At 69.7% G+C, this 13,275-nt stretch carries 13 protein-coding genes and 2 pseudogenes; 7 read left to right on the forward strand and 8 right to left on the reverse strand.

All coding sequences use genetic code 11. From position 1 onward, the window contains the following. The first annotated feature begins 45 nt into the window (after positions 1 to 45). Positions 46 to 906, forward strand: coding sequence for a hypothetical protein (locus tag P3T34_RS03690; protein WP_280664520.1), 861 nt, complete (start codon positions 46 to 48; stop codon positions 904 to 906). 67 nt (positions 907 to 973) lie between these two features. Here the strand turns inward: P3T34_RS03690 and P3T34_RS03695 are convergent, their stop codons facing one another. Continuing rightward, complete coding sequence (locus P3T34_RS03695) at positions 974 to 1,330, reverse strand: WHG domain-containing protein (protein ID WP_348534612.1); 357 nt, start codon at positions 1,328 to 1,330, stop codon at positions 974 to 976. On the opposite strand from P3T34_RS03695, the pseudogene P3T34_RS39845 reads away from it, so the two are divergent. The 3 genes and pseudogenes from P3T34_RS39845 to P3T34_RS03705 form a co-directional block, all read left to right on the forward strand. Beyond that, a pseudogene (locus P3T34_RS39845) lies at positions 1,245 to 1,523 on the forward strand (VOC family protein); the annotation flags it as partial. The gene P3T34_RS03695 and the pseudogene P3T34_RS39845 sit on opposite strands and share 86 nt — an antisense overlap. A gap of 97 nt (positions 1,524 to 1,620) precedes the next feature. Further along, entirely contained in the window at positions 1,621 to 1,713 is a 93-nt protein-coding gene (locus tag P3T34_RS03700) for a VOC family protein (RefSeq protein ID WP_280664522.1), read from the forward strand. 9 nt (positions 1,714 to 1,722) lie between these two features. Beyond that, positions 1,723 to 2,397 carry a Type 1 glutamine amidotransferase-like domain-containing protein gene (locus tag P3T34_RS03705; protein WP_280664523.1) on the forward strand — a complete coding sequence of 225 codons (675 nt, stop codon included), beginning with the start codon at positions 1,723 to 1,725 and terminating at the stop codon, positions 2,395 to 2,397. Between the two features lie 103 nt (positions 2,398 to 2,500). Here P3T34_RS03705 and P3T34_RS03710 read toward each other — a convergent pair whose 3' ends face one another. Continuing rightward, positions 2,501 to 3,064: a hypothetical protein gene (locus P3T34_RS03710; protein ID WP_280664524.1), complete on the reverse strand. Its 564-nt coding sequence runs from the start codon at positions 3,062 to 3,064 to the stop codon at positions 2,501 to 2,503. 225 nt (positions 3,065 to 3,289) lie between these two features. Continuing rightward, a complete protein-coding gene (locus P3T34_RS03715) occupies positions 3,290 to 4,108 on the reverse strand; it encodes an alpha/beta hydrolase (protein WP_280664525.1) in 819 nt (272 codons plus the stop codon). A gap of 211 nt (positions 4,109 to 4,319) precedes the next feature. Between P3T34_RS03715 and P3T34_RS03720 the strand changes: the two genes are divergently transcribed. Then, positions 4,320 to 5,141 (forward strand): hypothetical protein, encoded by an 822-nt coding sequence (locus P3T34_RS03720; RefSeq protein WP_280664526.1) that lies wholly within the window; start codon positions 4,320 to 4,322, stop codon positions 5,139 to 5,141. 52 nt (positions 5,142 to 5,193) lie between these two features. On the opposite strand, the gene P3T34_RS03725 is transcribed toward P3T34_RS03720, so the two are convergent. Continuing rightward, positions 5,194 to 6,342 carry a nitric oxide synthase oxygenase gene (locus P3T34_RS03725; protein WP_280664527.1) on the reverse strand — a complete coding sequence of 383 codons (1,149 nt, stop codon included), beginning with the start codon at positions 6,340 to 6,342 and terminating at the stop codon, positions 5,194 to 5,196. Positions 6,343 to 6,789: 447 nt separating this feature from the next. On the opposite strand from P3T34_RS03725, the gene P3T34_RS03730 reads away from it, so the two are divergent. Together P3T34_RS03730 and P3T34_RS03735 are read left to right on the forward strand one after the other, a co-directional pair. After that, a complete protein-coding gene (locus P3T34_RS03730; protein WP_280664528.1) occupies positions 6,790 to 7,545 on the forward strand; it encodes a DUF4118 domain-containing protein in 756 nt (251 codons plus the stop codon). A 127-nt stretch (positions 7,546 to 7,672) separates the two neighbouring features. Further along, positions 7,673 to 7,939 carry a hypothetical protein gene (locus tag P3T34_RS03735; protein ID WP_280664529.1) on the forward strand — a complete coding sequence of 89 codons (267 nt, stop codon included), beginning with the start codon at positions 7,673 to 7,675 and terminating at the stop codon, positions 7,937 to 7,939. Positions 7,940 to 7,988: 49 nt separating this feature from the next. Here the strand turns inward: P3T34_RS03735 and P3T34_RS03740 are convergent, their stop codons facing one another. From P3T34_RS03740 to kdpA, 4 genes and pseudogenes are all read right to left on the reverse strand, one after another. Continuing rightward, entirely contained in the window at positions 7,989 to 8,663 is a 675-nt protein-coding gene (locus P3T34_RS03740; RefSeq protein ID WP_280671802.1) for a response regulator, read from the reverse strand. Between the two features lie 157 nt (positions 8,664 to 8,820). Then, positions 8,821 to 9,480: a potassium-transporting ATPase subunit C gene (locus P3T34_RS03745; protein WP_280664530.1), complete on the reverse strand. Its 660-nt coding sequence runs from the start codon at positions 9,478 to 9,480 to the stop codon at positions 8,821 to 8,823. A 24-nt stretch (positions 9,481 to 9,504) separates the two neighbouring features. Beyond that, a complete protein-coding gene (kdpB, locus tag P3T34_RS03750; RefSeq protein WP_280664531.1) occupies positions 9,505 to 11,613 on the reverse strand; it encodes a potassium-transporting ATPase subunit KdpB in 2,109 nt (702 codons plus the stop codon). After that, positions 11,613 to 13,275: pseudogene (gene kdpA / locus P3T34_RS03755) on the reverse strand (potassium-transporting ATPase subunit KdpA). The gene kdpB and the pseudogene kdpA overlap by 1 nt, the downstream one beginning before the upstream one ends.

The following is a 13,275-nucleotide window of genomic DNA, read 5'->3' on the forward strand; positions in this document are numbered from 1 at the left end:
GGATATCTGCGGGCTCGCGGTGGATATCGGTACGGCGACTCGGCGTTGGCCGGAAGGGATCGCCAGCTGCGGATCCAGGGCGATCGCCTGTCCCCGGCGCTGGTCATCACCCAGCCGTCGTCTTTCGACGAGTACGCGCGACAGCTCATGGTCCCCCCGGCGATCATGGATCTGGCTCGCAAGGCGGTCAACATCCGGCTCTCCGCCTGGGAGATCGAGGCGATGCGCAAGCACCTCGAACCCGCCGGCACTGCCACCCACGACATGCCCGGCAACAAGCTCGGCCTGCTGCGCCGGATCCTGCTGGCCAAGGCCGCTGACGACAAGACGCACCCGCCGTACATTCGCGTGGCCTGCACGGGCCGTGGCATCTACGACAACTGGGCCACGGAGTTCGACTACGTGCGGGACCTCGGCATCACACCTGTCGACGCCGGATCCCCCGTGGTCCTGGAGATCTGGCCGGCCCAGCACTACTCCCCGATCCACTCGCACGGCAACACCACCGGAATCGTCTACTGCCTGGCCGGCCAACTCGACGTGATGGCCTACGACAAACTCGCCTGGGACTCCCCCAAGCGGGGCCTGGTCACCCTGACCCCCGGCCAGTGCGCCTGGCTGGCCGGCGACAAGTTCGCCGTGCACAAGGTCTACTGCCCGATGGACGGCGACAACGGGCCCACCGGCCCGCGCTACATGAGCGACACCTCGGAGTTCGCGGCCAGCCTCCACGTGTACCTGAACGAGAACGAACTCTCGATGGACTCGTACACGGCCGCCGACCTCGGCCGCGACACCTTCCACTACATCGACGAGATCGACCACCAGGAGAAGGAGTTCACGACGTTCTCGGACCTCTCCTGGAACGTCCTGCGCAAGGTGCTCGCGGACACCGCGCTCGACTGACCTCGCAGGCCCCCGCAGCCCGCAGTCGACCGCAGCAGGCCGCAGCGTCGCGGAGAGAGCGGGGAGGTCAGACGGCGCGCTCTCGCGTGATCGCTCGGGCCGTGCGTGCAGCCTTCTGCTCCGTGTCCGTGAGGGCTCCGCTTCCCACGCCGAACAGGCCCTGGCGAAGGAACACGGCGAGGCCGTGCGCGGCGGCGGCAACGCGGAGCAGCAGGTCGAACGCGTCGTCGGCGTCCGGGGCCAACTGGCGGGCAACGGGCAGCAGGAGGCCTGCCACCTCGTCGCCGGCCGACGCCAACCCGTCGAACCTGGACTTGTCGAGGCCCGCGTTGAAGGTGATGTCGAACAGGGCCGGTTCCTCAGCGGCGAAACGGACAACCCCTGCCCGTTTCCACCACGTCAGCCTTTCGGTCGCCGACCTCACGGCCCAGGAGGCCTGGTACGGCAACGCATTCGGGCTCATTCACGTGGACGAGCGCCTGGAGCTGCCCGAGGCGGGCGTCCGTGCCGTCCTCCTGAGAGACGGCGGCGGCCAGCGGGTGGAGTTCGTTGAACGGCCCGGTTCGAGCCCTGCCACGTACGCGGACCCCTTCGCCGCCACCGCCGTGCAGACCTTCACCCATCTCGCGCTTCAAGTCCCGGACCTCGACACCGCGTTCGCCCGTCTGACCGGTGAGTGCGGCGCCGCCCCCGGTGTCACCCCCCGCGCCCGGGGTGACCGAAGGCATGCGCTACGCGTACATCGCCGACCCCGAAGGCAACCTCCTGGAGCTGATCGAACCCCTGATCGAAACCCCACGTGAGTAGGGTTGGGTGATGAAGCTTCTCCTTACCGACTCGGGTGTCAGGAACGCAAGCGTGCTGGCAGCGTTGGTCGATCTCCTGGGCAAACCGATAGCCGAGGCCAGCGCCCTCTGCATCCCCACCGCAGGGTACGGGGGCCCGTACGGGGATCCGGGCGGGCCGTGGCGTTTCATCAGCGGACAATCCCCCAGTCCCATGACCGAGTTGGGGTGGAAGTCGGTGGGCGTGCTGGAGCTCACCGCACTGCCCGGCATCGACAAGGAACGCTGGGTCTCCTGGGTCCGAGAGGCAGACGCCCTGCTGGTGAACGGCGGCGACGCGCTGTACCTGTGCCACTGGATGCGGGAGTCCGGACTGGCCGACCTCTTCCCCTCGCTGCACGACACGGTCTACGTAGGACTCAGCGCCGGAAGCATGGTCCTGACTCCCCGTATCGGGGAGGAGTTCGTCGACTGGAAGCCCCCCACCGGTGACGACAGCACGCTGGGAGTCGTCGATTTCTCCATCTTCCCCCACCTCGACAGCCCGGGGTGCCCGGAGAACACCATGGCCGAGGCGGAACGCTGGGCCGCGAAGATAACGGGTCCGGCCTACGCCATCGACGCTCAGACCGCCATCAAGGTGACCGACGGCAGCATCGAGGTCGTCTCCGAGGGCCACTGGAAGCTGCTCAACCCGGCATCATGAACGTCGACGACCATCCCGTTGCCGAGCTCGCCGCGCTGAAGCGAGCCCGCCCCATGCGGGTGCCGCTTCCGTTCGGTTCATGCCGGCGTCCGATCCTGAGGTCCTATCCGGCGTGCGCGGTGGCGATGTCGTGCAGGGTGTCCTCGAGGGAGCCGGGTCCGGAGAAGAAATGCTCCGCGTTCGCCAGGTCCCGCTTGAGCCCGGGGCTGTGCTCACTGGCCCACTGTTCGACGCTTTGCCCACGCGGTATGAGGTTTCCGCGCACGGCAGTCATGATCATCTGCTGCCATTGCTCGCCTTGCTCAGCCAGGGTGTAGATAGCCGACAGCAGGTCGGCCATGCCGACCTGCCGGGTGAGGCCGTCCGGATCCTGGTTGGTGACCGGGAAGAGTGTCCATCCGCCAGCGGCGGCGGCCAGGCGCAGGATTGCGGCCCAGCTCGCGATCCGTAGGACCCGAATCCTCAGGGACTCCTCAGTGTACGGGGGCATTCCGCTGGTCAGCGGATAGGTCGCGTTCAGCACGTCATTGACGATGCGGCGCTCGATGTCGTCCAGCCGCCAGTCGCCCTCCTGTGCGGCCTCCAGGACCGTTCCGAACCAAGCATTGGCGGCCGCCGACCGGCGCGCGTACTGAAGGGAGTCGTGTGGGTGCAGGACGATGACCATGGCGTGCAGTATCCCAACACGGATTCCGCAGCCGGACTCCCGGCGGCTGACGACTCGCCAGGATCCGGTTCACCGTCCTCGCTGCGAGCTTCGTCGCTGGCCCCTCCGCCCGCCGAGACTGGCTGCCGACGGCGAGTCGAGCAGCCTGCGCCGAGCGGCCGGGTCCGCCACGCGGTCATGATGCGTCCTCGGGAGGTCGAGAGGGGGCGCGGCTGCTGGGTGGGGTCAGCCTGCGGGCTTGACCTCGGTGTCGACGAAGTCGCCGATGGCCGCGAAGACGGCTCCGGGCTGCTCGAGGTGCGGGAAGTGGCCGGCCTCGGGGATGGGGCGGAGGGTGGCGCGGGGGAAGGCGTCGGCCAGGGCGCGCTCGTACTCCAGCGGGACGATCCCGTCCTGCTCGCCGGCGAGCACCAGCACCGGGACGGTGACGCGGTGCAGCCGGCCCTGGAGCTTGGGGTCGTGGCAGAACGGGTCGCCCGCGTAGACGGCCAGGGTGGCCTGGTTGGCGCCCATCGCGGCCTTCTGGTCTTCGGTCAGGGTGGCCGGGTTCAGCCGGAACTCCGGCTTGTGGAAGGCCAGTTCACCGGTGCGGATCGGTCCGATGTTCGCGGGGTTCGCGATCTCCAGCGGGGGCACGGGCGTGATTCCGGTCGCGGCGAGCAGGACCAGCGCGCTGATCCGGCTGCGGTTGTCGCGCAGGCCCATCTCAGCGGCGATCCAGCCGCCGACCGAGCTGCCGGCCACCAGCACGCCGTCCAGGCCGAGTGCATCGAGCAGGTCCAGGTAGGCCGAGGCCAGATCGGCGACGGAGTCGAACGATTCGGGCCTGGGCGCGCCCTCGAAACCGGGGTGGGTCGGGACGACCACGTAGGCGTGCTGGGACATCCCGGCGGCGAACCCGGCCATCGAGCGGGGCCCGGCGCCGCCGTGCAGCATCAGCACCCCCGTGCCGTCGGTGTTCTCGCCGAACTCCTGGACCGTGAGGCTCAGGCCACTGGGGAGGTCGATGGTCCGGGTGGTGCTGGTGGGGGCGGTGACAGTCATGGTGAAGGTTCCTTCGTCGATACGAGCGTCGTTACGGATGGCGGCGCGAGCGGCCCATTGCCGTTCGACTGGACTGCGGTGATGTCGGTCGACTCTCTTCGTGAGAGCCAACTGTCATTACTATAAGCGGCTCCCATCGCATCATGCAAGTGGACTCTCATAACGGAGACTCGCATAACGAGAACCGCCTCGCCCGTGATATGCAGGAGCGATGCCAATACCGCACCCCGCACTCGCGGATCTCCCCGGCGTCTGGCGGCGCACACTTGTCCGCGAGGCCGACGGGTCGACGGACCGCGTCAGCGCCGTCACCTGGGTCCAGGGCCCCGCCCTCTTCGGGGACCTCCGCAGACCGCCCGGGCTGGACGAGGTGGTCGGGCGGGCACCCTTGGCGCAGCTGGACCGCCCGCAGTTGCTGGCGCTGTGCGAGCAGAAGGCGTTCGCCGGCACGCTGGAGCAGGACGGCGACCGGTTCAGCTGGGTCCGTCAGATCGACCTGCACCCGTCGGCGCCGCTGCCCGACGCCGGCACCCTGCACTGGGCGGACGGCGTGCTGGTCGAGGAAGGCCTGCACGAGGCCTACCTGGAGCACTGGGAGCCCGTCGAGCGGCCATCGGCACCTGGCGGCCGGCCACCGGGCGGCCTGGCGGCGGCCGCGCTGCTGGACGATCCGGCGGAGGGCTGCGCGGGCGTACTGGTCCGGGTGGGCTCCTGGTTCTGCTACGCCCGGGACCGGTCAGCGCCGCTGCCCACCCGGCTGGTCCCGCTCGCGGAGCAGGTCCGCGGCTGCGCCGACCGTGCGCAGGCGGCCGCGCTGCTGGACTGCGAGGTGTCGATCGGCCGGGTCCACGCCGATCGCTGGGAGATCGTCGCCTCCACCCTGCCGCAGCGCGTCGGGGTCCACCTGCGGCCCGAGCCGAACCGCGAGGGCGACGGGCTGCGGATCACCGACACCGATCCGGCCGGCCGGGACCGCCCGCGTGACTGGCGGCTGGCCCGGGTCGAGGGCCCGGGCCGGCTGCTGGCGGGGTGAGCAGCGGCGGTCCGGCCAGTGAACCGGTGACCAGTGACCGGTGGCGATGCGCTCAGTCCCCGGCGGCGCCGGATGCCCAGGGCACCGGGTGGGGCGCGAAGTTGGGGCGGACCCGGGTGGGTTCGTAGCGGCGCTGCCAGATCGGCGTGGTCGAGCCGCTGGTGGCCGGGACGATGGCGGACCAGTCGGCCGGGCAGCCGCGTCCGCTCTTCTGCTCGCGCTCCTCGTGCCGCACGAACTGCTTGGTGGCGAAGTGGTGGTCGATGATGGACACCCCGGCCTGGTCGTAGGAGTGCAGCACGGCCGCGGTGAGTTCCAGCAGCGCGCGGTCCCGCCACAGGGTGCGGTCGCGGCCGGTGTCCAGGCCCATCCCCCGGGCCACCTCGGGGAGTTTGTCGTAGCGATTGGTGTCGGACAGGTTGCGGGCGCCGATCTCGGTGCAGGTGTACCAGGCGCTGAAGGGTGCCAACGGGTAGCGCAGGCCGCCCAGTTCGAGGACCTGGTCGGAGATCGTCGGAAAGCCGTGCCAGCGCAGGCCCAGCCGCTCGAACCAGGGGTGGTCGGGGTGGCTGATCCGCACCTCGGGCACCGCGTCCGGCGGCAGGTCGAACCACCTCGGCTCGCGCCCCGGCCACTGCACGACCAGCGGCAGCACGTCGTACTCGGTGCCCCGCCCGCGCCAACCCAGCCGCAGGACGGCCTCGGTGAACTCCACCGACCCGGGGTCGCCCAGCACCGACCCGTCGTGGCGCCGGTAGCCGGCGTAGCGGATGAGCTGGCCGTTCCAGACCCGCGGGCCGGGCCGCTGCGGCTCGCTCGGGGCGAAGACGCTCAGCAGCAACCTGACCCGGCCGCCGTTCCAAGCCAGCCGCAGATGCTCCACCAGCGCCTCGAACAGGAGGCCCTCGTCGCCGCCCCCGGCCGCGACCTCGCGGCAGTCCCGGACCTCCAGCCCCTTCCAGTAGAACTTGCCGATGCACTGCGGGTTGTTCCGCCAGGCGATCCGGCTGCCCAGCAGGAGTTCCTGCGCGCTCTGGCGGTAGGTCCCGGTCGCGGCCAGCTCGCCGGCGATCTCCTGACCACGAAGCTCAGCCGCCTGGGCCGACAAGTGTCCCTCGGCCGCCAGTTGGCGGACCAGCTCCGCTGCCTCGGCCGCCACCGACTCGATGGCCGGTGGCAGGCACAGACCTGATGTCGTCACGATGAGCCCCCTGGTGTCAATGGTGAAGGAACGTAAAGCAGTTCACGAGCACGAAACACCTGCCAGCGGTCGAACGCTACGCTGCGACGACCTCGGCGCGCACCTGGGCACCCCTCCTTTGACAGAACCCATGCGCGCGCTTGTCGACTCCCGTGCGACCGTCGCCCTCGGCGTCGCTCGCCGATCAGCCGACCGGGCTCGGTCAGGAAGTAGCGGGGGTGGCCCGGCTCGGGCTCCAGCGACCGGCCAAGCGAGCCGCCCTCCCCGTGGACCCGACCCTCAGCGTAGGAAGGCCCCGGGCGGCCGAGCCGCCTGCTAGCGGTATTTTGCGGCCCGGCCGACCCCCGGCCCGTGCCGCGGCGCCACCCGCCAGAAAGTTGTTAAGAACCGTCCGAGCCGCACCCGCCGTGCGCGCCTCCTGCTACACCTGAACGCAGGAGGTGCGCCATGCCTCATGTCCTCACCCGGGGCCCGCTCGCGATCCTCGCGGCCCTGGCCGCCCCACTCGCCGTCTGCGCGATCCTGCTGCCCTTCCGCAGCAGCATCGCCAACACCAACGTCGCCCTGATCCTGGTCGTCGTGGTCGTCGCGGCGGCCGTGCTCGGACACCGGACGGCCGGAGCGCTCTCGGCCGTGTCCGCCGCCGTGTGGTTCGACTTCTTCTTCACCAAGCCCTACGAGCACTTCTCGATCAGCCGGTCGGCCGACATCACCACCGCCGTCCTGCTGCTGGTGGTCGGGCTGGTGGTCTCCCAACTGGCCGCCCGGGCCCGCCGCCTCCAGGTGATCGCCGTCACGGACGCCGACTACCTCGCCCAGATCCACCACACCGCCCGGCTGGCCCAGTCCTCCGCCACCTCCCCCAGCACGGTGATCGACCAGGTGGAGAAGCAGCTCGTGGGTCTGCTGCACCTGCGCGGCTGCCGCTTCGAGTACGGCACGCTGATCGGCCACCCGCCGCGCCTGGAACCGGACGGCTCCGTCGTCCTGGGCCGCCGGAGCTGGGACGTCGACCGGCTCGGACTGCCGGGCGAGGAGGTCGAACTGCGGGTCTTCAGCAACGGCCACTACTACGGCCGGTTCATGCTCCAACCGACCCCGGGCGTGATCCCCTCGCTGGAGGCGCGCCTGGTCGCCGTGACCCTCGCGGACCAGGCCGGCAACGTGCTGGACACCCTGCAGAGCCCCGCGCGCACCGAGTGACGTCAAGGCACCGTCAGTGACGGCACCGGCACAGTCAATGAATCGTCAGGAACGCCTGCCGCACGGGCGCTCGGGCCTAACGTGGGACGTCTTCGTCGCTCCGACGCTTCACGAAGGTGAGGTCCACGTGACCGTTCTCGGTGCCTTCCACCGCCGCCCGCCGCTCGCCGCCGCCGCGGTGCTCGAACCTGTCCGCTCGGCGCTGTCCGCCGTCGTGCAGAGGCTGGCCGACAGCCCCCTCGACAGCACCGTGCTCCAGGCCCTGGGCGGCACGGCCGCCTCCCGCACCGTCCGCCCGGCCGGCCGGACGGTCCGGATGCGCGCCAGCTGGCGAACCGTCACCGCCGCTGACGGCACCCGTCATCTTGAGGCCCACTGGGACCCCGCGCCCTGAGCACTCAGGTACAGCCGAGGAGGGCCGCCGTCATCGGCGGCCCTCCTCGTCACGGCTGGTAGCGGTAGCCGACGCCGGGTTCGGTGATCAGGTGCCGGGGGCGCCTCGGGTCACGCTCCAGCTTGCGGCGCAGACCGGCGAAATAGACGCGGAGATAGTTGCCGTGCTCCTCCTGCCCCGGTCCCCAGATCTCAAGCAGCAGCTGCTGCCTGGGGACCAGTCGGCCCGGCCTGGCCAGCAGCAGGGTGATGATCTTCCACTCGGTGGGGGTGAGCCTGACGGGCCCGGCGGGGCCGGTGACCGTGGCCGCCACGAGATCGACCACATGGTCGCCGATCACCGTGAGCGACGCCGGGGCCTCCAGGGCCGGGCGCCGCAGGACGGCGCGCAGCCGGGCGAAGAGCTCGTCCATCAGGAAGGGCTTCGTCAGATAGTCGTCGGCGCCCGCGTCCAGGGCGCGGATCTTCTCCTCGACGCTGCTGCGTCCGGAGAGCACGATGATCGGCGCCGCGATCGAGGACCGCAGACCGTGGATGATGTCCACCCCGTCGAAGTCGGGCAGGCCGAGGTCCAGCACGACAACGTCGGGGACGTCGCGTACGGCCGAATCGAGCGCCTCCTGCCCGGTGGCCGCGGTGTGCACCGTGTAGTTCCGGGCGTGGAAGTTGGTGCGGAGCACCCGCAGGATCTGGGGCTCGTCGTCGACGATCAGGACGTGGCTCACCGCATCGCGGGCCATGGACTTTGCTCTCTCTACGGGGTGACCGGAACCGGTCGGTGCGGTACGGCAGTTGCGGGGACGCGCGGCGACGACCCGGGTGCGGGATTCACTCCTCGCACCCGGGTCGGCCCGGCCTAGTCGACGACTGAGTGACTCATCGTCACTTGGTCTCGCTGAGTGCCTTGTTGAGCAGGACGACGTTGACGCCGGGGTCGCCGAGGAAGCCCAGCGAACGGCCGTCGGTGTACTTGGCGACCAGCGCGGCCACCGTGTCGGTGGACAGGCCGCGGGCCTTGGCGACCCGGGCGGTCTGCTCCTTGGCGTAGGCCGGGGAGATGTCCGGGTCCAGGCCCGAGCCCGAGGCGGTCAGCGCGTCGGCCGGCACGGTGGCCGGGTCGACGCCGTCGAACGCGGCGTCCGCGGTCCGGCGGTCGTTGACGTCCTTCAGCAGCGTCGCGTCGTTGGGGCCCAGGTTGGAGGGCGAGGAGCTGTGCGGGTCGTAGCCCGCGCCGGCCGCCGAGGGACGCGGCTGGAACCACTTCGGGTCCGGCTGCGCCTGCTCGTTGGGGTCGTTGCCCGTTGTTGAACCAGAAGCAGCAGTCTTCTTCGGCAGGTTGTAGTTCTGCCCCAGCAGGCTGGAGCCGATCTCCTTGCCGTCCGCGGACTTCACGATCGACCCGTTGGCCTTGGCGCTGAACGCGACCTGGCTGACGCCGGTCACCAGCAGCGGGTACAGCACCCCCAGGATCACGGTCATCACCAGCAGGAGGCGCAGCGCGCTCAGATGCGTACGGATGGAGGTGGGCAGTGGCTTGGACATGAGGTGGGTTCTCCTTCCGTGTCTTTAGCGCAGGCCGGGAATGAACTGAACGATAAGGTCGATCGCCTTGATTCCGACGAACGGCACGATCAGGCCGCCGACGCCGTAGATCAGGATGTTGCGTCGCAGCATGGAACTGGCGTCGGAGGGGCGGTACTTGACGCCGCGCAGGGCGAGCGGGATGAGGCCGATGATGACCAGTGCGTTGAAGATGATCGCCGAGGTGATCGCCGACTTGGGGCTGTGCAGCGCCATGATGTTCAGGTGGTTCAGCCCCGGGTAGACGGAGGCGAACATCGCCGGGATGATCGCGAAGTACTTCGCGACGTCGTTGGCGATCGAGAATGTGGTCAGCGCGCCGCGGGTGATCAGGAGCTGCTTGCCGATCTCGACGATCTCGATCAGCTTGGTGGGGTTGGAGTCGAGGTCCACCATGTTGCCGGCCTCCTTGGCCGCCATGGTGCCGGTGTTCATCGCCACACCGACGTCGGCCTGCGCCAGCGCCGGGGCGTCGTTGGTGCCGTCACCCGTCATCGCGACGAGCTTGCCACCCTCCTGCTCCTTCTTGATCAGCGCCATCTTGTCCTCGGGCGTGGCCTCGGCGAGGAAGTCGTCCACGCCCGCCTCGTCCGCGATCGCCTTGGCGGTCAGCGGGTTGTCACCCGTGATCATGATGGTCTTGATGCCCATCCGGCGCAGCTCGTCGAAGCGCTCGCGCATGCCCTCCTTGACGACGTCCTTGAGGTAGATGACGCCGAGGACGCGGGCGGGTGCGGTGCCGGCCTTGGCGGCCACCACCAGCGGGGTGCCGCCGGCCGCGGAGATCCCGTCGACCAGGGCGCTCACGTCGGTTCCGACGGTGCCGCCGTTGTCGGTGACCCAGGTGGCGACCGAGGCGGCCGCGCCCTTGCGCACCGAGTGGATTCCTTCGGGCTCGTCGAGGTCGACGCCGGACATCCGGGTCTGCGCGGTGAAGGGGACCCAGGTGGCGTGCGTCAACTCGCCCTGGGTGCGGGCCCGCAGGCCGTACCCGGTCTTGGCGAGCACCACGATCGAGCGGCCCTCGGGCGTCTCGTCCGCGAGGCTGGACAGCTGCGCGGCATCCGCGAGCTCGTCGACGGCGACGCCGTTGGCGGGCTGGAACTCGGCGGCCTGGCGGTTGCCGAGGGTGATGGTGCCGGTCTTGTCGAGCAGCAGGGTGTTGACGTCGCCGGCGGCCTCGACCGCGCGGCCCGACATGGCCAGCACGTTGCGCTGCACCAGGCGGTCCATGCCGGCGATGCCGATCGCGGAGAGCAGCGCGCCGATCGTGGTGGGGATCAGCGCCACGATCAGCGCCACCAGCACGACCATGGTCTGCGGGGCGCCCGCGAAGGTCGCCATCGGCTGCAGCGCCGCCACCGTCACCAGGAACACGATGGTCAGCGAGGCCAGCAGGATGTTCAGCGCGATCTCGTTGGGCGTCTTCTGCCGGGCCGCGCCCTCGACCAGCGCGATCATCCGGTCGATGAAGGACTTGCCGGGCTCCGAGGCGATCTTGACGACGATCCGGTCGGACAGCACCTTGGTGCCGCCGGTGACCGCCGAGCGGTCACCGCCCGACTCGCGGATCACCGGCGCGGACTCGCCCGTGATCGCCGACTCATCGATCGAGGCGACACCCTCGACGACGTCGCCGTCGCCGGGGATGATCTCGCCGGCCTCGATCACGACATGGTCGCCGAGCTGCAGTGCGGTCCCGGAGACCTCCTCTTCGGCCTGACTGGTGGGCCAGTTGACCAGGCGGCGGGCCATCGTGTCGGTCTTGGTGCGGCGCAGGGTTTCGGCCTGCGCCTTGCCGCGGCCCTCGGCGACGGCCTCCGCCAGGTTGGCGAAGATCGTGGTCAGCCACAGCCAGATGGTGATCGCCCAGGCGAACACGCTGGGGCTGGCGATCGCCGACACGGTGGTGACCACCGAGCCGACCTCGACCACGAACATGACCGGGTTCTTGACCATCACCCGGGGGTCGAGCTTCTTCACCGCGTCGGGCAGGGAGGAGAGGATCAGTTTGGGATCGAGCAGGCCGCCGGACACTCTGTGCGGCTCAGCCGGCTTCTGTTCTACGGGAGTTGGGGTGGTAAGGGTGGACATCAGTGCAGACCCTCCGCGAGCGGCCCGAGAGCCAGGGCAGGGAAGTAGGTGAGGGCCGACGACGATCAGGACGACGCCCGACAGCAGACCGACGAACAGGGGCTTGTGGGTGGGCAGCGTGCCCTCGGTGGCCGGGACCGGCTGCTGACGGGCCAGCGACCCGGCCAGCGCCAACACGAAGATCATCGGCAGGAACCGCCCGAAGACCATCGCCAACCCCAGCGCGGTGTCCCACCACGGGGAGGTCACCGTCAGACCGCCGAACGCCGACCCGTTGTTGTTGGCCGCCGACGTGAACGCATACAGCACCTCGGAGAAGCCATGCGGCCCCGAGGCCTGCATGTTCGCCCGCTCACCGCCCAGCGCCATCGCGACACCCGTGCCGATCAGCACGATCGCCGGCGTGGTCAGGATGTAGAGCGAGGCGAACTTCATCTCCCGCCCGCCCAGCTTCTTGCCCAGGTACTCCGGCGTACGACCGACCATCAGGCCCGCCACGAACACCGCCACGATCGCCAGGATCAGCATCCCGTACAGACCCGAACCGGTACCGCCGGGAGCGATCTCACCGAGCATCATGTCGAAGATCGCCACCCCGCCGCCGCCCGGCGTCAGCGAGTCATGCGCCGCGTCCACCGCACCGGTGGACGTCAGCGTCGTCGAGGACGCGAACAGCGACGAGGCCGCGATACCGAAGCGGACCTCCTTGCCCTCCATCGCCGCACCGGCCGCCTGCAGCGCCACACCGCCGTGACCGGACTCGAAGAACGTCATCAGCGCCGCCGACCCGGCCCAGAACAGGCCCATCACCGACACGATCGCGTAGCCCTGGCGGTGGTCGCCCACCATCTTGCCGAAGGTGCGCGGCAGCGAGAAGGAGATCACCAGCAGCAGGAAGATCTCCAGCCAGTTGGTGAACCCGGTCGGGTTCTCGAAGGGGTGCGCCGAGTTGGCGTTGAAGAACCCGCCGCCGTTGGTGCCCAGCTCCTTGATGACCTCCTGCGAGGCCACCGGACCACCCGGGATCGACTGCGTGTCCCCGCCCAGCGTCGCCAGGTCGTGGAAACCGTGGAAGTTCTGGATCACACCGTTGGCGACCAGCACCAGACCGAACACGATCGACAGCGGCAGCAGCAGCCGCAGGCAGATCCGGGTCAGGTCCACCCAGAAGTTGCCCACCCGGTCGGTGCGGGAGCGCGTGAAGCCGCGGATCAGCGTCGCCACGATCGCGATGCCCACCGCCGCCGACACGAAGTTCTGCACGGTGAGGCCGACCATCTGGACCGTGTGGCCCAGCGTCGCCTCACCGGCGTAGTCCTGCCAGTTGGTGTTGGTGACGAACGAGATCGCGGTGTTCCACGCCCCGTGCGGCCCCACGGCCTTGAAGCCGAGGTTGAGCATCAGGTGGTTCTGCACCCGCTGCAGCCCGTACAGGAACAGCACGGACACCAGCGAGAACGCCAGCACCGACCGCAGATACACCGGCCAACGCTGATCCGCGTCCCCGTCCACCCCGATCGTCCTGTAGATGCCGCGCTCGACCCGCAGGTGCTTCGCGGTCGTCAGCAGCTTGGCGATGTAGTCGCCGAGGGGGCGGTAGCACAGGGCCAGCGCTCCCACCAGTGCAAGGGCCTGCATCCAGCCGGCCAAAGTCGAGCCCAT

It is taken from the genome of Kitasatospora sp. MAP12-44, assembly GCF_029892095.1.
GTDB lineage: Bacteria > Actinomycetota > Actinomycetes > Streptomycetales > Streptomycetaceae > Kitasatospora.